This is a genomic window from Winogradskya humida, assembly GCF_016862215.1.
Lineage (GTDB): Bacteria > Actinomycetota > Actinomycetes > Mycobacteriales > Micromonosporaceae > Actinoplanes > Actinoplanes humidus.
This window is the reverse complement of record NZ_BOMN01000119.1, coordinates 1-19,451: the sequence shown is the minus strand read 5'-3', so window position 1 is coordinate 19,451 and position 19,451 is coordinate 1. Positions and strand designations below refer to the sequence as shown.

General features: G+C 69.6%; 15 protein-coding genes. 3 read left to right on the top strand and 12 right to left on the bottom strand.

The features are described from left to right. Window positions 1-116 precede the first annotated feature (116 nt). Window positions 117-722 (bottom strand): TIGR03086 family metal-binding protein, encoded by a 606-nt coding sequence (locus Ahu01nite_RS41975; RefSeq protein ID WP_203842347.1) that lies wholly within the window; start codon window positions 720-722, stop codon window positions 117-119. A 194-nt stretch (window positions 723-916) separates the two neighbouring features. Next, entirely contained in the window at window positions 917-2,428 is a 1,512-nt protein-coding gene (locus Ahu01nite_RS41970; RefSeq protein ID WP_203842346.1) for a cobyrinic acid a,c-diamide synthase CobB, read from the bottom strand. A gap of 112 nt (window positions 2,429-2,540) precedes the next feature. Here Ahu01nite_RS41970 and Ahu01nite_RS41965 point away from each other — a divergent pair, with 112 nt between their 5' ends. Further along, the gene (locus Ahu01nite_RS41965) at window positions 2,541-3,377 is read left to right on the top strand and encodes an SURF1 family cytochrome oxidase biogenesis protein (protein ID WP_203842345.1); all 837 of its coding nucleotides are present in this window, start codon (window positions 2,541-2,543) and stop codon (window positions 3,375-3,377) included. 151 nt (window positions 3,378-3,528) lie between these two features. Beyond that, window positions 3,529-3,966, top strand: coding sequence for a hypothetical protein (locus Ahu01nite_RS41960; protein ID WP_239159568.1), 438 nt, complete (start codon window positions 3,529-3,531; stop codon window positions 3,964-3,966). Here the strand turns inward: Ahu01nite_RS41960 and Ahu01nite_RS41955 are convergent. From Ahu01nite_RS41955 to ssb, 10 genes are all read right to left on the bottom strand, one after another. Continuing rightward, entirely contained in the window at window positions 3,939-5,576 is a 1,638-nt protein-coding gene (locus Ahu01nite_RS41955) for an ATP-dependent DNA ligase (protein ID WP_203842348.1), read from the bottom strand. The genes Ahu01nite_RS41960 and Ahu01nite_RS41955 overlap by 28 nt on opposite strands. A 29-nt stretch (window positions 5,577-5,605) precedes the next feature. Next, window positions 5,606-7,117: a glycosyltransferase family 39 protein gene (locus tag Ahu01nite_RS41950; protein ID WP_203842344.1), complete on the bottom strand. Its 1,512-nt coding sequence runs from the start codon at window positions 7,115-7,117 to the stop codon at window positions 5,606-5,608. 1,212 nt (window positions 7,118-8,329) lie between these two features. Next, entirely contained in the window at window positions 8,330-8,536 is a 207-nt protein-coding gene (locus Ahu01nite_RS41945; RefSeq protein ID WP_203842343.1) for a hypothetical protein, read from the bottom strand. 426 nt (window positions 8,537-8,962) lie between these two features. After that, entirely contained in the window at window positions 8,963-10,471 is a 1,509-nt protein-coding gene (locus Ahu01nite_RS41940) for an FAD-dependent monooxygenase (RefSeq protein ID WP_203842342.1), read from the bottom strand. Window position 10,472: 1 nt separating this feature from the next. Then, window positions 10,473-11,822 carry a dipeptidase gene (locus Ahu01nite_RS41935; protein ID WP_203842341.1) on the bottom strand — a complete coding sequence of 450 codons (1,350 nt, stop codon included), beginning with the start codon at window positions 11,820-11,822 and terminating at the stop codon, window positions 10,473-10,475. Window positions 11,823-11,883: 61 nt separating this feature from the next. Next, window positions 11,884-12,945, bottom strand: coding sequence for a M48 family metallopeptidase (locus tag Ahu01nite_RS41930; RefSeq protein WP_203842340.1), 1,062 nt, complete (start codon window positions 12,943-12,945; stop codon window positions 11,884-11,886). Window positions 12,946-13,004: 59 nt separating this feature from the next. Continuing rightward, entirely contained in the window at window positions 13,005-13,166 is a 162-nt protein-coding gene (locus Ahu01nite_RS50975) for a hypothetical protein (RefSeq protein ID WP_239159567.1), read from the bottom strand. 138 nt (window positions 13,167-13,304) lie between these two features. After that, window positions 13,305-15,005 (bottom strand): cobyric acid synthase, encoded by a 1,701-nt coding sequence (locus Ahu01nite_RS41920; RefSeq protein ID WP_203842339.1) that lies wholly within the window; start codon window positions 15,003-15,005, stop codon window positions 13,305-13,307. After that, window positions 15,002-16,048, bottom strand: coding sequence for a cobalamin biosynthesis protein (locus Ahu01nite_RS41915; protein ID WP_203842338.1), 1,047 nt, complete (start codon window positions 16,046-16,048; stop codon window positions 15,002-15,004). The genes Ahu01nite_RS41920 and Ahu01nite_RS41915 overlap by 4 nt, the downstream gene beginning before the upstream one ends. Before the next feature lie 1,328 nt (window positions 16,049-17,376). Then, window positions 17,377-18,177: a single-stranded DNA-binding protein gene (gene ssb, locus Ahu01nite_RS41910; protein ID WP_203842337.1), complete on the bottom strand. Its 801-nt coding sequence runs from the start codon at window positions 18,175-18,177 to the stop codon at window positions 17,377-17,379. A gap of 170 nt (window positions 18,178-18,347) precedes the next feature. On the opposite strand from ssb, the gene Ahu01nite_RS41905 reads away from it, so the two are divergent. After that, the gene (locus tag Ahu01nite_RS41905; protein ID WP_203842336.1) at window positions 18,348-19,373 is read left to right on the top strand and encodes an alpha/beta hydrolase; all 1,026 of its coding nucleotides are present in this window, start codon (window positions 18,348-18,350) and stop codon (window positions 19,371-19,373) included. The last annotated feature ends 78 nt before the right edge of the window (window positions 19,374-19,451 follow it).

The window sequence follows — 19,451 nt, the reverse complement described above, 5'->3', positions numbered from 1 at the left end:
AAGCGTGGCCACCCGGCAAGCGTGGCCACCCGGCAAGCGTGGCCACCCGGCAAGCGTGGCCACCCGGCAAGCGTGGCCACCCGGCAAGCGTGGCGGGTCAGTGGGCGTGGCGGGGGTCAGTGGGCGGCGGTGGTGGGGCGCCAGTGGGGGTTTCGGCCGGTGAGGGCGAGGGCGTGGTCGAGCTGGGTGGGGTCGTCGGGGAGGGGGTGGTGGGGGCCGAAGAGGCCGGGGGTGCCCTCTGGCGGGTATTGGGCGAGGAATTCGAGGAGGTGGTCGAGGATGCGGGGGTCGGCGGCGTATTCCTGGCCGGTGGCTCGGGCGAGGTCCCAGCCGTGCATGGTGAGCTCGTTGACCGCTACGGCTCCGGTTACGGCGGCCGGCATCGTCACGCCGCCTGCCTGGGATGTTCCCTCCCAGGCTGCGGGTTGCTTCCAGGCCCGGGAGAGGTCGTCGAGGATCACGGGGAGGCGGATGCGCCAGTGGGGGGTCAGGTGGGCCGCGGCCGGTGCGGGTGGCGGGGCCGTGATGCCGGAGGCGTCCGTTTTCTTGTTGGCTGCCTGGGTGAAGGCCCAGCCCAGGCCGAGGAGGTGGTCGAGGAGGTCGCCCACCGACCAGTCGGGGCAGGGCGTGGGAGCGGTCAGGTGATCGTCGGTTATGCCCAGCAGCAGGTTACGGACCTGCCGGACCGGCGGGTCGAAATCCAGGGGCAGACGGTCGGCCATAGTTCTTCTCCCTTCTCACACACATCCTCACCGTAAGGCTGCCCTCCGACATTTGCCCGGTCGGCGTGTCGCGTTTCGACACGCCGAGATGGACCTTGGCACGCCGAGATGGACAGATGCGCTGAGCGCGACGGCAGTCAGCCCCTGCGGCGGGCAAGATTTTGCAGTGGAGGACGGGGCCGGGCGTACCTATGTCATTGGTTTTGGAGGTCTACGGCCGAGAGGGAGAGTGTGGCCTCGTTCGGATCTCCGGTGGGGGGTGGGCTCTGCTGCTGGGCCGGGAGCTGCGGCGGCGCGGGCGGGGTGATGGGGACGGTCGGGGCCTGGGCTGCCTGGGGTTGCTGGGGGTGACCCGGCAGGGCGGCGGCGACCAGGCGGCGGGCGATCTCCGGGGCTCCGGCCCAGTGCAGGCCCAGCTGGGAGGCGTGGACCTGGCGCCAGACGAAGCCTTCCGGGTTGCCGCCCGACCAGGTCCAGGCCGGGATCTGACCCGCGCGGGGAGCGACTATGGCGCGGTGTTGCTTGTAGCCGGTGATGCGGGCTCCGGCCGGGGCAAGGGGGGAGGTCGACGGGGCTGTGGCCTCGCGGTATCCGGCTACCGTCTGCGTTCCGGTGGTGGCTGTCGCGTCCAGGACGCCGCACATGGGACGGCCGTCGAAGTCGCGGGTGAGCCAGGGCAGGCCGATGCCTTCCGCGACGATGGGGGCGCCCTCGTGGGCCAGCTGGGCTACCGCTGCGCAGAGGCGGCGGTTGGCGGACAGTTCCTCCGCGTAGCCCTCCGGGAGGCCTGCGCCGATCATCAGGGCCCGGGTGCCGGGCGGGAGCGCTTCGTCGCGCAGCGGGTCGACCACCACCACGTCGGCGCCGGCTGCGGTGAGAAGCTCGGCCGTTTCGACGTACGTGTAGGGCGCGCCCGGACCGCCGGCCAGCGCGATCACCGGGCGTTGCACCGGGATCTCCGCCGGGTCCAGTCCGTCGGCGGGTGACCAGGCGGGGCTGGGCAGGGCCGGGGCGGTGTTCGCGAGCGCCATGATGCGGTCGAGATCGAGTGCGCTGCCGACGGCTTCGCCCAGGCGGCGTACGGCCCGGACTGCCTCGACCGTGCGATGCGCGACCGGGACCGGGCCCTGGGCGCGCGCCGGGAGCACAGCGGGCAGGTCGCCGCGGCGCAGGGCACCGAGGACCGGCATCCCGATGTCGTCGAGGGCGGTCCGGAGCATCTCCTCGTGCCGCGGTGAGGCGACTCGGTTCAGGATGACGCCGCCGAGGTGGACCATCTCGTCGAACATGCGGAAGCCGTGAACCAGCGCCGCCAGCGAGTGACCCATCGCCGCAACGTCGACGACGAGCAGGACGGGCGCTCGCAGTGCCGCTGCCACCGCCGCTGTGCCGTCGATCTCAGGCTGCCCGGTCAGGCTGTCGAACAGACCCATCGCGCCCTCGACAACCGCGAAGTGGCTGCCGGCCGCGCCGTGCGCGAAGAGCGGGGCAATGCGCTGCGAACCCACCAGCCGCGGGTCGAGGTTGCGGCCCGGCCGTCCCGCGGCCAGCCCGAGGTACGCGGCGTCGGTGTGGTCCGGTCCGACCTTGAACCCCGCCGCGGGAACGCCCCGAGCTGCGGCGGCGGCCAGCAGTCCCACCGCGATGGCGGTCTTGCCGTGCCCCGAGGAGGGCGCGCTCACCACCAGGCGTGGTTGGCTGGACATCAGTGGCTCCCTCGCGGATACGGAAAACGGCGGCATCGTGGTAATGACCGCCGAAAGTCGCACCTTACCTGCCAGCCGCAGCCGCCTGTCGGCACCCGGGTAGCCTCGGATCGTGTACCGGTTCCTTCTGACCCCCCGCTGGCTGGGCGCGGCGGCCCTCACGCTGGTGGCTTCGGCGGTGATGGTGCTTCTCGGCAACTGGCAGCTCCACCGGTACCAGGAGCGCAGCGCGATCAACGCGCGCATCGACGCCGCCGACTCGGCCACCGCTGTCCCGCTCACTTCCGTGCTGGTCAAACCCACCGCGGCCGGCGCGCTGGGCAGCATGCCCGGCAAGAACAAGGCCTGGACCAAGGTCACCGTCAGTGGCAAGTACGACGCCACCCACGAGATCCAGGCCCGCGGCCGCACCGTCGACGGCAATGTCGGATTCGAGATCGTTACCCCGCTCGTCCTGTCTGATGGGACGGCGGTGCTCGTCGATCGGGGCTGGGTTCCGTCCCGTGATGGTGACGCCATTTCTCCGCCGGTTGCCACGCCGCCGCCTTCCGGTGAGGTGACGGTCGTCGGGCAGGTGCACCTGTCGGAGAGCCGGCCGTCGGGCATTGCCGAACGGGACGGGCGGATCGATACGCGGCGGATCTCGCTGCCGCATCTGGTGGATCGGATCCCGTATCCGCTCTATGGGGCGTATGTGCTGGTCAGTTCGCCGGAATCCGGGTTTTCCGCCGTGCCGATCGATCACGAGGATTCGTGGCAGAACGGCGGGTATGCGGTTCAGTGGTGGTTGTTCTCGGTGATGGCGTTGCTCGCTTACGGGTGGCAGGCGCGTAAAGAGGCCAACGGGGATGCGCCCAAGGCTCGGGTTGACCGGGTTACCGCCGCTGATGACCGGTTGGGTGAGCCTGCGGGGGCTGCCGCTGCGCCTTCGGCGCGGCTTCCTGAGTGAGCCGCGCTCAATGGGCGGGTGGCGCTCACTGGGCGGGTGGGGCTCTCGGGACGGGTGGGGCTTTCGGGGCGGGTGGGGCTTTCGGGGCGGGTGGCGCTTTCGGGGCTGCTGATGCTTTCGGGCTGGCTGGGGCGCGGATAGGGTTTCGCAGGTGACGTATCCGCAGAGCCCGCCGCCGAGCGACCCGTGGAGTGTGCCCGGGTTGCCCGCTCAGCCGCCGGTGGCGCCGCAGGGCCCCGGGCCCGTGATCATGCACATCGGGGACATGGGTGTGACGTCCGCGGTGGTGCACACCCCGGCCGGTGACATCCCGCTGCCCGGGTCGACGTGGATGGTCCACGACTACTGGCACAACGAGACGAAGATCCCGACGTGGGCGATCGTGGCGTCGATCGCCGGGTTCTGCGTACTGACGGTCTTCAGCCTGCTGTTCCTGCTGGTCAAGGTGACCATCCCGCGCGGCACGGTCCAGGTCACCGTGACCAACGGCACCCGGCAGTACGTGTCGCGCATCCCGGTCACCGACCAGGCGCAGGTCACGGCGGTCAATCAGCAGGTCAACTATGTGCGGTCGCTCGCCGCGCTCTGATCAGCCCCGCCGTTGCCGATCGTGATGACCATGTCGATGGTGTCCGCCTGGTCAGCGGGCTTGTCATCCCGGTAGCGCAGAACCCGCGCGAACCTCAGGGCCACGCCGCCCGGATACCGCGGTGACGTCTGCACACCGTCGAACGCGATCTCGACGACCTGCTCCGGGCGTACGGTGACAACCCAGCCGTTGTCAGCGACGGCCAGTTCCTGGAAACGCTCGGTCTGCCACCGCAGAAGCTCGTCGGTGAGACCTTTGAAGGTCTTCCCCAGCATCACAAATCCCCCCGTGAGCGGATCGCGCGCGCCCAGATGCAAGTTCGACAGCCACCCCTTACGCCGCCCGTGCCCCCACTCCACGGCCAGCACCACGAGGTCGAGCGTGTGCCGCGGCTTGACCTTCACCCAGGCCGACCCCCGCCGCCCCACGTCGTACGGAGCCTCCGGCGCCTTGATCACCAGCCCCTCCTGACCGGCCGCAATCGCCGCCGCGAAGGCCTCGGCCGCCTGCTCCTCGGTCTCCACCGTCCGGCGCCCCACGATCAACTCAGCCGGAAGCGCCTCGGACAGAACCGCCCAGCGAACCCGGCCCGGCTCGTCCAGCAGATCAGTGCCGTCAAGATGCAACAAATCGAAAAAGTACGGCCGGAGCTCCCCGCTTCCCACAGGCGCCCCGCCGCCCTTTTCCCCCGCAGGCGCCCCGCTGCCCTTATTTCCCGCAGGCGCCCCGCCGTTCTTCTTTCCCGCCGGCCCCCGGGTCGCGGCTCGGCTGGATGTCTCCTGGAAGGGGCGCGGGCGGCCGTTGGCGTCGAGGGCCATCGCCTCGCCGTCGAGCACGATCTCGCTCACGGGAAGAGCCCTGACCTCGGCGACCACCCCGGGAAGCCTGGACGTGATGTCGTCGAGGCTGCGGGTGAACACGGCGATCTCGTCGCCGGAACGGTGGACCTGAATCCGGATGCCATCGAGCTTGACGTCCGCGGTGGCAGGAGCACCTGTGCTGAGCAGGGCGGCACCGACATCGGGCGCACTCGCGGCCAGCATCGGCGTGAGCGGCGTACCCACCTGCAGACTGATCCCGGAAAGCGCCGGCGCACCCCCGACCAGCGCGGCAACCGCCACCTTCTTGAGGTCACCGGACAGCAGAAGTGCCCGGCGCACAGCAGTAACCGGAACCTCGGCAGCCCGGGCGATGGCGTCGGCGAGCAGACCGGCCTGAGCCCCCTGTCGCAACTCGCCGCCGAACAGGCCGATGAGCAGCCGCTGCTCGTCCCCGGTCGCCTTCGCGAACAGCGAACCGAGAAGGTCACGACGGCGGGCCTGAGACCCGGCACCGGCAACCACGGAGATCTCGGCAATCCGCTCGTCGACCTCGCGGACGGTGAGAGAAGCCTCGGCGGCGGGCGCGGGCCGGTCCCGGAGAGCCGCATAACCGACCCCGGTCTGGCGCTGGCGCAACTCTCCCGCGAGGTAGGCGGAACCGGCGGCGATCTCGTCGGGATCGAGACGCCGGAGAGCGGCGGCCAGCAGGTCGATCTTGGCCTTCCGGCCGGAGACCGCTGCGACCGCCGCTGACGTGGCTGCCAGGTCGAGGAACTGCACGAGTCCCATCCTGGCAGCCACCTACGACATTTTTGCGGTCATTTCGCGGGCTTGCGGACGAGCAGGCTGACCCACATCCGGGTGAACTCCACATGCTCCGTCACGGTGTACCGCGCCTCGACCGCCTTCTGGTCGACGGCGTTCAACGGGCTGGTCGCAATGCCGCTCGGGTCCGTGGAGACGAGCCAGATCCGCTCGGTGTCGCCGAGACACGGGACGGGGTCCGCGCACGCCGGGCGGTCCCACGAGTACGGGATCACCTTCGCCTGGTCGACCAGCACCTCCCGGGGCTGCTCCGACAGCGGCCGGTCACGCCAGTAGTAACGGAAGCCACGGTGCGTATTCGGATACCCGGTGAAGATGACCCCGTCGCCGGGCTTCTCGCGGGCCTGGATATAAGCCGCACCGTCACGGAAGGCGAACTCCCCGCCACCTGCCGGGTCACGCACCGCCACATGACTCTCCCAGGCAAGGAACGTCAGCATCCCGCCAGCAAGCACGGTGGCGGTCAGCACCTTCGCAAAGGAACGAGCGTTGGCAATTCCACGTCCTATCGCACCAGCCGTCACAGCTCCAGAGCTGGCGCCGATTATCTGGCGAACGGCGAACCCTGCGAGCAATGCCCATGCCGGCACCGTGAATAGTGAGTAGCGTGGCAGGAAGAAGTAGAACTCGTGGAACGTGTAATACCCGAAGATCGGCGGGAACAGCGCCCACGTGGCGAGGAAAACAGCCGTCCAGGCCCGTTTCCCAAGAGCAAGTGCAACCAGCGCACCAATCCCTGCCACCACGAAGAACCCGGCCACCGCGGGACTGTCGAACAGATCACCGGGGAACGCTTCCACCCGAGCCCACGTGGCGTCAGGAATCCAGCCGATCGTCCCGCCCTGCCGCTGCCCGCCGATAATCACCGGCGACGCAATCGCAAGCCCCATCACCAGAGCAACAGGCCACCCGATCAAAATCCAGAGCTTATTCCTCCGGTACGCACTGAGCGCAATCACCACATGCGAAGCCAACGACAACAAGGCAATAACGTGGCTGCACCCGATCCAGGCAACGGCCAGCCCGTACGCAAGAAACCGCCACACCGACGGCCGCTCCACCGCCCGCAGCAACAACAGAATCGCCGACACGGTAGCCAGCATCACGATCCCGTAAGGCCGAACCTCCTGCCCGTACCGCGAAATCGCCGGCACCGCCGCAAACAGCAACCCAGCCGCCAGCCCCGCAGGCGCACCGAACAACCGCCGCCCCACGAGCACAATCATCGAGGACGCCAAAGCCATCCCGATAGACGCCGGCGTCCGCAAAGCGGTAGGGCTGTCGCCGAACATCACAACCCACTCATGCATAAACGCGTAGTACGGCCACAGCACCATATCGATGATGCGAACAAACTTGCTAAGATCAGAAAGACTAAGCGAAGCAGCAAACCACGTCGCCGTCTCGTCCCGCCACAGCTCCCTGTTCCCGATCCCAATCTGCGTCACAATCAACGTGACAACAAACGGCGGCACCAAAATCCACAACGCCACCAGCTCCCGCACCCAATTCCGGCGCGCTTTCCCCGGCGGAACCACGGACTCCTGCAAGCTCGACGGTTCCCGCAAGGCTACCGATTCTTGCGAACCTGCCAATTCCTGCGGGCCTGCTGAATCTTGCGAAGCTGCTGGCCCCCGCGAGGCTGCGGATCCCGGCGAGGCTGCGGATCCCGGCGAAGGTGCAGATCCCCGCGAAGGTGCGGTCTCCCGCAAGGCTGCCGGTTCATTCAAGCCTGCCGGTTCCTTCGAGGCCGCGGACTCTTGCAGGCCCGCAGACTCCGACGAGGGTTTCGGCCCTGACGAGGGTTTCGGCTCCGACGAGATCTCCGGCCCTGACGGAGCTATGGGCTTGGCCAAAGCCGCACCCTCCGAAGAGAGCCCGGCCCCCGACGGCCCCGCGGGCGCTGACTCAGCCACGGGCTTCACCTCAGCTTCGGGCTTCACCTCAGCTACCGGCTTCGATTGAGCTACGGGGCTCGACTCAGTAGCGAGGCTCGACTCAGCGACGGGCTTCAACTCAGTTGCAGGCTTCGACTGTGCTGCGAGCTTCGAATTTTGGGCGGATTCGACCGCGGATTCGGGTACGTCGGCAGCGGTCATGGAGCCATGCTAGGAGACCACAGCCACATCCAGAAGATCGGCGACAGCAGCCACAGCAAACCCGGAGGTCCCACCACTCCGCGATGCCGGCTCTCGGCGTGCCTTAGAAACCACGCCCCCGCCACCCACATGAATACTTTTGCACGCCGTCGTCGCATTTGATCATGACCACAATTACCAAGGTCACTTTCAGCTCCCGCTCAGCCCGCACCCGCACGCCCGCGCAACCGCCCGCCCTGCCGTCAATAGGGAACGAACTTCCGACCCCGCGCCACAGGCAGCCAACGCCAGCGCCAAGCGGTCACTGTCGGCGTAGACCCCCAGCCACTGTCAGCCGTCCAGACGGCCACTGTCGGCGTAGACCCCCAGCCACTGTCAGTCGCCCAGACCGCCTCTGTCGACGTAGACCCCCAGCCACTGTCAGTCGCCCAGACCGCCTCTGTCGACGTAGACCCCCGGCCACTGTCAGCGTTAGACGGCCGTTGTCAGCGTATGGCCGGCCGCCGTCGGCGTCAGGGCAACCACTGTCGGCCTCACGGGCGGCCAACCCCGGCGCCAAGCGCGGCCAACGCCAGTGTCAAGGCAGCCACCGTCGGCGCCAGACGACCACCTCCAGCGTCAGGCGGGAACAGGCTCAGCGATGCGATAACCGCGAGCCCGGACGGCCTCCGCGACTCTGGCCAGTTGGGCATCGAGCTCGCAAAGCGCGGCGGACAGTTCGGCGAGATGATCGGTGAGGGCGGAGTCTTCCCACCCGGAGACGTCGACGTCCCCCAGAGCGATGCCGGCGGCGCGGAGCGTCTCGATGGCCTTATTCGAACTCATGTTCGAATCCTAACAGGATCCACCACCGGTTGCAGCCCCGACTCGCCGCAGAAATCAAGACCGCACCTGCGAACCTCCCCACACCCGACACGCTCCGCGCACGGCGACATAGCGGGCATGCCCCACGCACGCCGCTCCACGCACCCCGCTCCACGCACCCCGCTCCACGCACGGCACCCCACGCACGGCACCCCACGCACGGCGCGCTGTAGCCAGCACACCCCACGCCCTCCGGTTTAGCCTGTTCAGCCCCAGGCCTTGAGGTGGTGAACCGGTCAGCCCCTCGTTCCTGAGGTGCAACCGGTCAGCCCCTCGTTCCTGAGGTGCAACCGGTCAGCCCCACGCCCTGAGATGCAACCGGTCAGCCCCACTCACGGAGTGAAGCCGGCCCGCCCCACTCCCTGTGATGAAGTCGGCCGGCGCGATTCAGGTGACCTCGGCGCCCGGCTCGCGGCGGCCTGGTTTGCGCCAGCCTGATGGGAGAGCGCGCAAGAAGGTGTCAGACGCCTCCGCGGGGGACGCTGCGGCGGCGACGAACCCGTCCGGCCGTACGAGATAAAGCAGGTCAGGATGCAACGGCGTGCGCGGCGCCGCAGGGAAGGTGTGGAACGGCAGGGTGAGGTCCGGCGGTGGGCTGGCCGGTCCGTATGCGTGGATCTGCCATTCCGTTGCGCGGAGGGCGCCGAAATTCTCGCCGGTCCAGGGCAGGCGACGGCCCACCACCGGGTCGCGGGGTTGGCCGGGGAGCATCGGGTAACGGATGCGGATCTGTGCGACGTACTGGAAGAGACGCGGCCCGCCGGCCGTGCCCGGCAGGAGGCGCACGCCGAGTGGGGCGAGAAGCGGGACGAGGGCGCGGCGCAGGATGCGGACGGGACGGCGCTGGGAGGTGATCAGGCCGAAGATGCGGTCCGTGGTGGATACGAGGGTGCGGGCAACGGGGCGGCGCTCGGCTTCGTAGCGGTCGAGCCAGGCGTCGTCGGCGCGGCCGTGGATGACGTCGGCGAGTTTGCAGGCGAGGTTGTGGGCGTCCTGGAGGCCGGTGTTCATGCCTTGGCCGCCGACCGGGGAGTGGACGTGGGCGGCGTCGCCGGCGAGGAAGAACGGGCCGTCGCGGAAAGCCGCCGCGACCCGGTGGTGGACGCGGTAGGTCGCGAACCAGCGGGTGCTCGAGTAGGTGACGGCGAAGTCGCGGCGGATGCGGGCGCGGGCGTCGTCCTCGGTGACCTTGCCGTCGCCGTCGTTGTCGCGGACCAGGCCGATGAGGCGCCAGCTCCCGCGGCCGTTCATCGGGAAGCCAAGCAGGAAGTCGTCGGTGCCGGGGCGGACGTTGATCGCGTCGTTGACCATGCCGGCCACGCCGATGGCATCGATGACGTAGAACAGGTGCGGGTTGGTGACACCTTCGAAGGCGATGTCGCGCGATCTGCGGACGATCGAGTTGGAGCCGTCCGCGCCGACGCAGAAACGAGCGGTGACCGTCCGGCCGCCGACAGCCGCGGTCACTCCGCCGCCGGCCGGGGAGATCGAGGTGACCTCCTCACCCCAGCGAACGGAACCGCCGAGGGCCAGGAGATTGTCGTGCAGGATCTCTTCGTTGCGGCTCTGCTCCAGGACCTCGATCCATGGGTACGCGGTGAGCCCCTCCCCCAGCGCGCCCAGCGGGATCCGCCCGAAGACCCGGCTGCCGAAGCCCGGTGCCAGCGCCTCGGCACGGTGTGCCGCGTCGAGCACCCGGTCGGCGATGCCGAGCTGGTCGTAGATCTCGATGCTGCGAGCCTGCACGATCAGCGCGCGGGACTCACGGGTCGGTCCCGGCTTGCCGTCCGCAATGACGACCCGGACCCCGAGTTTGAGCAGCCAGTTGGCCAGCATCAGCCCGGTGGGGCCGGCGCCGGCGACCAGAACGTCGCAGTCGAGGTCCGCGTCGGTCATGTCACTCGCCCAGCCCGGCCACGTTGCGCAGGAGCAGTGCCTCGGCAAGGCAGACGCGGGCGAACTCGCCGAGGTGCAGGCTCTCGTTGGGCCCGTGGGCGGCGGAGAACGGGTCTTCCACACCGGTGACGAGAATGGCGGCCTGCGGGAACATCTCCTGGAACGTAGCGATGAACGGGATCGAGCCACCCACTCCCATGTCGACCGGCGCCGTTCCGTCCCAGGCCGTCGCGAACGCCGAGCGGGCCGCGTCGTAGGCCGGGCCGGTCGCGTCGATCACGCAGGGCGCGCCGAGGCTCTCCAGCGTCACCTCGACCGTGGCGCCCCACGGCACGTATTTCTCCAGGTGCGCGCGGATCGCCGCGTAGGCCGAGTCGGGGTCGTCGCCGGGCGCGAGCCGCACGCTGAGTTTGGCTTTCGCCTTGGGGACGAGCGCGTTGGGCGCCCCGCCGGTCGCCGGAGCGTCGATGCCGAGCACCGAGACGGACGGCTTGGTCCAGATGCGGTCGGTGAGCCGGCCCTCGCCGATGAGCTTGACCCCGTCGAGCACGCCGGCCTCGTGCCGGAAGCGGTCTTCCGGGTAGTCGACCGAGGCACCCTCGCGACCGATCAGACCGTCGATGGCCACGTCGCCGCTGTCGTCGTGCAGCGTGGTGATGAGGCGGGCGAGCACGGTCAGCGCGTCGGGCACCGCACCGCCGAACATGCCGCTGTGCACGGCGCTCTTCAGCGTGCTGACCTCGACGAAGCAGTTGACCAGGCCACGCAGCGACGTGGTGAGGGCCGGCACGCCGATGTCCCAGTTGCCGGAGTCGGCGATCACGATCACGTCGGAGCGCAGCAGCTCCTTGTGCGTGGCGAGCAGCTCGTCGAGCGACTCGGAGCCGTACTCCTCCTCGCCTTCGACGAACACCACGACCCCGACGGGCAGCGCGTCACCGAAAGCGCGCAGCGCGGCGACGTGCGCCATCACACCGGCTTTGTCGTCAGCGGCGCCACGGGCGTAGAGCCGCCCGTCACGCTCGACGGGCTCGAACGGGTCGCCCTCCCAGAGCGAGGGGTCACCGGCGGGCTGAACGTCGTGGTGCGCGTAGAGAAGAACGGTGGGTGCTCCGGCGGGTGCCGGCTTGTGGCCGATGACCGCCGGCTGGCCCGAACCCCGGACGATCTGCACCTCGAGCCCGCAGCCGCGCAACAGCTCCGCCACCGCCTCCGCGGACCGCTCCACGTGGGAGTGGTCGAAGCCCTCGAACGCGATCCCGGGGATGCGGACGAGTCGTTCGAGGTCGGCGCGAACACCGGGCAGTTCCCGCTCGACGGCGGAGCGCAGTTCGTCTTCTGTGAGGGTCATGAGCCGATCCTAGGCCTCTCGCCAGGCCTAGGATCGGGTCAGTTCAAGGCCTGTGGATAACTCAGGCCGGAGGATCCTGATCGCGGCGCCGGCCCGCGTTGGAAGCCCAGTCACGAGCCCCGCGCGCTGCCGATCCGGCCAGGTCGTTGGCGCCGTCGCCGAGCTTGCGCAGCAGCCCGACGAGCGGGTCCTGCGAGCTGTTGAAACTCTCCCGGTAGGAGTCGGCAGCCGCCTTGACGTCATCGGTCACCGACGCGTCGCCGTCGGAGTCGCGCCGCGGGTAGTCGCCGCCGAGAATCCTGGCGTACTCCCCCGAGTCGACCCATTTGCGCAGTTCAGACGCGCGAGCGACGGGCACCGGGTGGGTGCTCCACGCGGTCATGCCGAACTTGTGGATGCTGTCACGAAGGTCACCGCCGCTCTCGTACTCGGCGGCCTGCTCGAGGAACGCGGCCGTGTCGATCTGCGAGAGGTCGCCACCCCCGGCCAGCTTCATGAGCAGCCGGGTCGACGCCGCCGGGTCCTGACCGGCGAGCAGCCCGGCACGGTCGGCGGACAGCTCAGCCTTGCGCCACCACTCCAGCATCGCACCGATGATCCCGCGCAGCGCGATCGCGCCGACCGGCAGCCAGCTCAGGTTCGCGGCCCACCGGGTGAGAATCATCATGATCGTCTTGTAGACGGCATGCCCACTGCGCACATGCCCGATCTCGTGGCCGAGCAGCGCGCGCAGCTCGTCATCCTCGAGCTTCTCCACGGCAGCGGTGGTCACGACGATGAACGGCTTGTCGAGCCCGATCGCCTGCCCGTTGATCACCGGACTCTGGGTCACGTAGAGCTCGGGCAGCTCGGCCACGTCCAGCGCCGCGGCCGCCTCGGTGAAACGCTGGTACACCCGCGGATACTGCCGGTGGTCAACGCGGATCGAGCCGGCAAGGTACTGCAGGCGGAACCCCCGCTCGTTCCACATGCCGAAGAACGCTTTCACCACGTCATCGAAGCCGCGCAGCTCCCGGAGCGCGGTCAGCGCACCCCGATCGGCGGGATGCTCCCAGGCCCGCGAGCTGATGCCGGTCAAGGTGACGCGTCGCCGCGCCGGCCGGGTGTCGTCGTCGGTCGTCATCGTCCGTCCCCGTTCCCGCTGCTCACACAGCTGATCGTGGCCCATGGCAGGCCCGTCGCCTACAACCTTTCGTACTCCTCGCCGGAGTTTTCCGCAGCACCGTCAACCATCAGATCAACATGCGCCGCGGTCGCCTCCAGGACGAAGTGCTCCTGCTCGGCGGCGTGCCAGCGCTCAAGGTACTGCTCAAAGGCAACATCGCCCGCACCATCGCGTGCCACGACCCGCCGCAGCCGAACGTCACCCAATGCCACAAGTACCTCTGATAGGTCCCGGGCTGCCCCCGCCGAAGGGGTCCGAGCACCTGAGCCTCAAGCCGGACCAACCAAGGCTCCGTAGCCAGGACCCGCACGGCAAGATCAGCGAACGTCGGCACCCTGACCTCCGGGCGCGCTGGTCGTCGGCGCGGCTGCACCCGGGCCCCCCTGCGGGCTGGTCGTCGGCACGACCGCAGCCGGCGCTTGAGGCGGGCCAGCCGTCGGTGAAACCGCAGCTGGCGCTGGAGGCGGGCCAGTCGTCGGTGAAACCGCAGCTGGCGCTCCCGGCGGGATGAAGGGGAGGCCCGGGGTGGGGCCGGACTCGATGAGGCGCCACAGCGCGTCGGTGTCGAGGTGTTCCTCGACCAGATCGCCCAAGGTGTCGAGGGCCAGCTCCCGAACCGCGGCGAACCGGGTGTCCGGCGCGACCACGAACCCGGCCCGGCCCGCCTGCCGTGCGGCGTCGGTGAGGAACCGGCGGCGGAACTCGTCCGACTCGAAAGCGCCGTGCCAGTGCGTGCCACAGACGGCCCCGACCACCGCTCCCTCGGGAGTGCCGTCCGCGTAGCGCAGCATCGGCTCCGGGGCGCCGCCGGAGACGTACCCGTGATGGATCTCGTATCCGCTGACCGGGACCTGCCCCCACGCCGCACCCTGTGACCGGGCGAGCGTCTTGCGCGCACCGAAGGTGACCTCGACGGGCAGGAGACCCAGTCCGGGTACGACGCCGCGCCGGCTCTCCACCTCGTCGTTGATCGTTTCGGCGAGCATCTGGAAGCCCCCGCAGATGCCGACCAGCGGTTTCCCCGCCGCGGCGTGCACGCGGATCGCGTCGGCGAGACCGGTCTCGCGCAGCCAGGCCAGGTCGCTGACGGTGGCCTTGGAGCCGGGAAGGACGACCAGGTCGGCGTCGGCAACCTCGGCGGGCTCGATCGTCAGCCGCACCTGCACGCCGGGCTCCGACGCGAGCGCCTCGGCGTCGGTGGCGTTGGAGATCCGGGGCAGCCGGATCACGGCGACCCGCAGCCATTCCGTGCCGCGCGGCGCCCCCGGACGCCCGAGCAGCTGCCCGTACGCGAGGGAGTCCTCCCCGTCCACCTGAACGTCGGCATTGAACGGAAGAACCCCGTGCACCGGCCGCCCGGTAGCGCCGGTGATCATGTCCAGCCCGGGCCGGAGCAGTCCCAGGTCTCCGCGGAACTTGTTGATGACAAAGCCGTTGACCAGCGCCTGGTCCTCGGGGCTGAGCAGGGCGACCGTCCCGAACAGCGCTGCGAACACCCCACCGCGATCGATGTCGCCGACGACGATCGCGGGCAGCCCGGCGTTCCGCGCGAGCCCCATGTTGACAAAATCCCCGTCGCGCAGATTGATCTCCGCGGGGCTACCGGCTCCCTCACAGATCACGGCGTCGTACTCGGCCCGGAGCTCGGCCAGCGTCGCGAACGCCGTCTCGGCAAGCCTCGGCCGCAACGAGCGATAGTTACCCGCCGTGACCGTGTCGATGGCCTCCCCCAGCAGCACAACCTGGCTGGAGTAGTCGCTTCCGGGCTTGAGCAGCACCGGGTTGAACCGGATGTCGGGTGCGATGCCGCACGCGGCCGCCTGCATCGCCTGCGCCCGCCCGATCTCGCCACCACGCCCGTCCGGCCCGACAACAACGACGGAGTTGTTCGACATGTTCTGCGCCTTGAACGGCGCGACCTTGACACCTCGCCGATACAACCAGCGACAGATCCCCGCGGTCAGCACACTCTTCCCGGCATCGGAGGTCGTCCCCGCGACCAGCAGTCCCCCGCTCATGCACCCCTCCTCGATCGTGCCAACCCAACGACCCAGGCCTGCGCAGCACGGGCTCCGCGCACGCGCTGCAATCCGGCGACGTGGACGCGCTGTGAACCGGCGGCGCGAGCCAGGGCCAGGCCTGCGCCGATCGCCGCGGCCGCGAGCCCGACGGCGCCGGACAACCGGGCGGCGCTACGCAGGTGCGGCGCGGACGGCCGCGGTCCGTCGCCCAGGAAGGGCCGAGTCTCCGTACGCCCGAAGTAGACATTCCGCCCCCCGAGCCGCACCCCGAGCGCCCCCGCCATAGCGGACTCGCACTGCCCCGAATTCGGACTCGGATGATCGTTACGGTCCCGCCGCCACACCCGGAACGCCTCCCCCTGACTACCACCGGCCAGCGGCGCGGCAGCAATGGTGAGCAACCCCGTGAGCCGCGAAGGTACGAGGTTCAGCGCGTCGTCGAGCCGGGCGGACGCCGTCCCGAACCGCTCGTAGCGCGGCGAACGATGCCCGACCATGGCGTCAAGGGTGTTCACTGCCCGGTATCCGAGCAGTCCCGGCAACCCCGCGATCCCGCCCCAGAACAGCGGTGCCACCACGGCGTCCGAGGTGTTCTCGGCGACGGACTCCACGGTCGCCCGGGCCAGCTCGGCCTCGTCGAGCTGCGACGGATCACGCCCGCACAGATGGTTGAGCCGTCCCCGGGCCTCGGCGAGATCCGCCCGCTCGAGGTGCCCCGCCATGATCACGGATTCCCGGCGCAGAGTCCGCCCGCCCAGCACGGTCCACGTGGCAGCGGCCATCAGAACACCCCGGGCGATAGGCCACCGCCGCGTCCCCACCGCCAGCGCAACGCCGGCAATGACCGGAACGCCCACTGCGGCTCCCGTGAACACAGCTCCGGCTCGCCTCCCAGGCTTGTAGATCCGCCGTTCGAGAGCTCCGGCGGCACGCCCGAACCCGGCCACCGGGTGAAACCGCCGGGGATCGCCGAGAACCATGTCCAAGGCGTAACCCGCGGCGATCCCGGCAGCATCCGCGACCACCCCACTCTTTCCCATTCGAACCACCCTAATGAGCTGTCGGCCAGGCCGTACCGCGATGCCTCCTCCGTGACGTCCGACCCGCGCCGCAGGCGATCCCGGTGCGTGGTCAACGCCGCGCACCGGGCCCGCTTGCCGGCCACCGGCCCCGCTCGGGGGCCGGCAGCCGGCGGGTTTCCTGCCCGTCCGGCCTCATAGCCTCTTTCACCGGACGGGCCTGCCCCTGCTGCTCCCCCGGGCTGCGGACCCGACGGAACGGCAGGGCGCAAGCGGGTGGGCGCCGACCACCTGAGCGCCCACCCGCCGCGCCGCACGGCCTGGCACCTCCGCTGAGGTGCCGGCCGCCGCGGCCGGTGGCAGTGGGAGACGGGGATCCCCATGCCACCGGGTTCAGCGGTGATCCTGATACCGGCCTCCGGTCCCCGTGAACCTGCTGGGGACCGGCCGCCGCCGGAGGCCCGGTTGTCCGGCGGCGGCCGGCTGTCGCTGTCCCTCCTTCACGCCCGCCACGCGCATTGCCGTGCGCGGAACGGACCGGCGCCTCGCGGTGACACCCCGCCGCCTCGCGCGGTGCTGAGCGCGAAGTGATGGGTGCCCGAGACACCCCGCCCGCCGCACGCAGTGCCCTGCGCGTTGCGAGCCGGCGGCTCCCCTGTCACACACCTCCATCCGCCACGCACCGTGTCGTGCGTGATGGCAGCCGGCGCATGCCGGTGTACGCCGGGGGTGTGTAGCACCCGGATACGAGTCCCGTGGAAGCAGACCCGCCGCCGAAAACGGGTCCGCCGAGGAGCGGGAATCGCGTCCGGGCCGGGAGCGCGGTAGAAGGAACAGCGGGGGCGGACGGGCGCCGACCACCGAGCACCCGTCCACCAGCCGATGGGCTGCGAGCTCACCCCCAGCGAGCCCATCGGCAGTCGGAATGTCTTAGGAGCCCGGTCGCCGGCGGGACGGCGACCGGGCTTTTGCCGTTCGCTCGCATCCAATGCGCTGGAGTGACGAAACGGCTATAACGCCCGGGCGGGTGACGAGCACCCGCCCGGTTTGGGCCGGCTGACCCACATGTCCCGACGGAGTGCTTTCCGAACGACGGCGACTGTCGTGAAGCCACCAACCCCGCTCGGAGAGGAGAGCCGGTTGGAAGACAGCCACCTGCACGGAAATCGGGACGGGTCCCCGGCTGCCGGTCCCCGGCATTCCCGGATGGAACCCGGCTCACCGGCGCGGCGGCCGCGGAGGTTCGGCGGCGCGCCGGCTTACGCCGGGAGTGGGCTGGGAAGGCAGGGAACCGGGTCGGGCACCGGAGTCAGGACGCAAGCCCCGACGCCGGCTGCTTTTCGGGGACGTCAGGCCGCAACCGGCTGACGACGCGGGACCCGGTTGCGCACCCGCTTCGGCGTGGGAGTGATGACCCCCACAGGCTCGAGAACGGTGCCGGTCTCCTTGCCGGGCGTGCCTTCCGGCTCCTCCGCCGAATCCGGCGAAGTCTCCTCATCCGGTTCGTCCTCGGTCTCGGTGGACTCCTCGGACTCCGGGGAGTCCTCGGCGTCGGGGCCCGCAGGCAGTGCCAGGGTGGTGTCGAACGGCTCGAAGCCCCCACCACGAAGCGCCGCCATGACGGGTACGGCTCCGAGGGCCGGTGTCTCGTCGAACGTCGGCTCATCCACCTCGGGCACCCCTTCGCCGTACGCCATGGGCACCTCGTCCTCGGCGACCACTACCGCGGCCTGACCACGGACCCTTTCTGCCCTCTCCGGGGTCTCCACCTCGTCCGTCTGGACGTTCTTGTTGCGGAAGAACTTGGCCCGGCCACGAGAAAGATCGTGACCGACCGCGTAGGCCTCCATCTCGTACGAGGTTCGCAGGTTGCCGGCCGTGTCGGTCCAGTCCCGGGTGTAAAGGCGTCCCGACACCACGACGGGGTCCCCGACCGTGACGGACGAGGCCACCCCTTCCGCGAGCCGGCGCCAGCAGGACACCCGGACGCGCAGCTGATTGCCGTCCCTCCACTGGCCCGTCTCGCGATCCTGCCAGCGCGCGGTCGACGCGACCCGGAAGGTCGTGACGAGAAGGTTCTTGTTGCTGGTCCGGCGCCATTCCGGAGCGTTGAGCACGTTGCCGATCACGACAATGCTGGTATCGAACATCGGTTCTCCTCAATCGGTCGAAGTTCGTGAGAGCAGATTGCCGCGAGGGCCAAGTCCTCCGCTGAAAAAGCCTCCGAAGCCTGTGGACAGCGAGACGTTGGGGAAAACCGCTCCGGCGCGGTTTGATCTGCTATGGCGCGCAACCGCCCGCGGCTGGGTAACCTGACGGGGTGGAGACGGACGTTCTAGGCCCGCCCTACGAGCGGCACACCATCGACCTGGGCAGCGATGACGAAGGCGCGGTGGTGGCGACGCTGGTGCGGCGCCGCGGGGACACCCCGTCCCGGCGGGCAGTGCTCTATGTGCACGGCTTCGTCGACTACTTCTTCCAGACCCATCTGGCGGACTTCTTCGTCGAACGCGGCTGGGACTTCTACGCACTCGACCTGCGCAAGTACGGTCGCAGCCTGCTTCCGCACCAGACCCCGAACTTCGTCCGCAGCCTCACCGAGTACTTCCCCGAGCTCGACGAGGCCGCCCGCATCATCCGTGACGAGGACGGCCACGACCAGCTGCTGGTGGCAGGACATTCGACCGGCGGACTGATCACCTCGCTGTGGTCCCACGCCCGGAGCAGCAGCAGAATCGTCGACGGCCTGTTCCTCAACAGCCCCTTCTTCGACTTCAACGTGCCCTGGCTCCTGCGCCGGCCCCTGATGAACATCGTCGGGCGCACGAGCGGGCGTAACCCCTACCGAGTGCTCCCCATGAATTCCCTGGGCCTCTACGGGCAGAGTCTGCACAGCGAACACCGAGGCGAATGGACGTACGACCTCGCCTGGAAACCCGTGATGGGCTTCCCCGTGCGTACGGGATGGCTCGAGGCGATCCGTCGCGGCCAGGCCCGCCTGCGCGCCGGCCTCGCCATCGACGCACCTGTGATGGTCGCCTGTTCCACCAGGACCTTCCGCGGCAAAACCTGGACCGACGACGTCCACATGACCGACGCGGTTCTCGACGTGGACCACATCGTCAGATGGGCCCCGCGCCTCGGCACCCGAGTGACAATCGCCCGTTTCGACGGCGGCATGCACGACCTCACCCTTTCCGGCAAAGAGGTACGCACAGAGCTGTTCCGCGAACTGGCCCGCTGGACGGACGCCTTCGTCCCACCCGTGGGCACGCCCGAGCCCGAGATCCCGCCCGCCCCCGAGGACGCGCCACCCAGCAACAAAGCGGACACCACGACCGCCTGACAACCGGCTCGCCACGAAGCCGACAGGACTCTAAGATGTGCAGGCCAGGCGCTCGTAGCTCAGCGGATAGAGCAACGG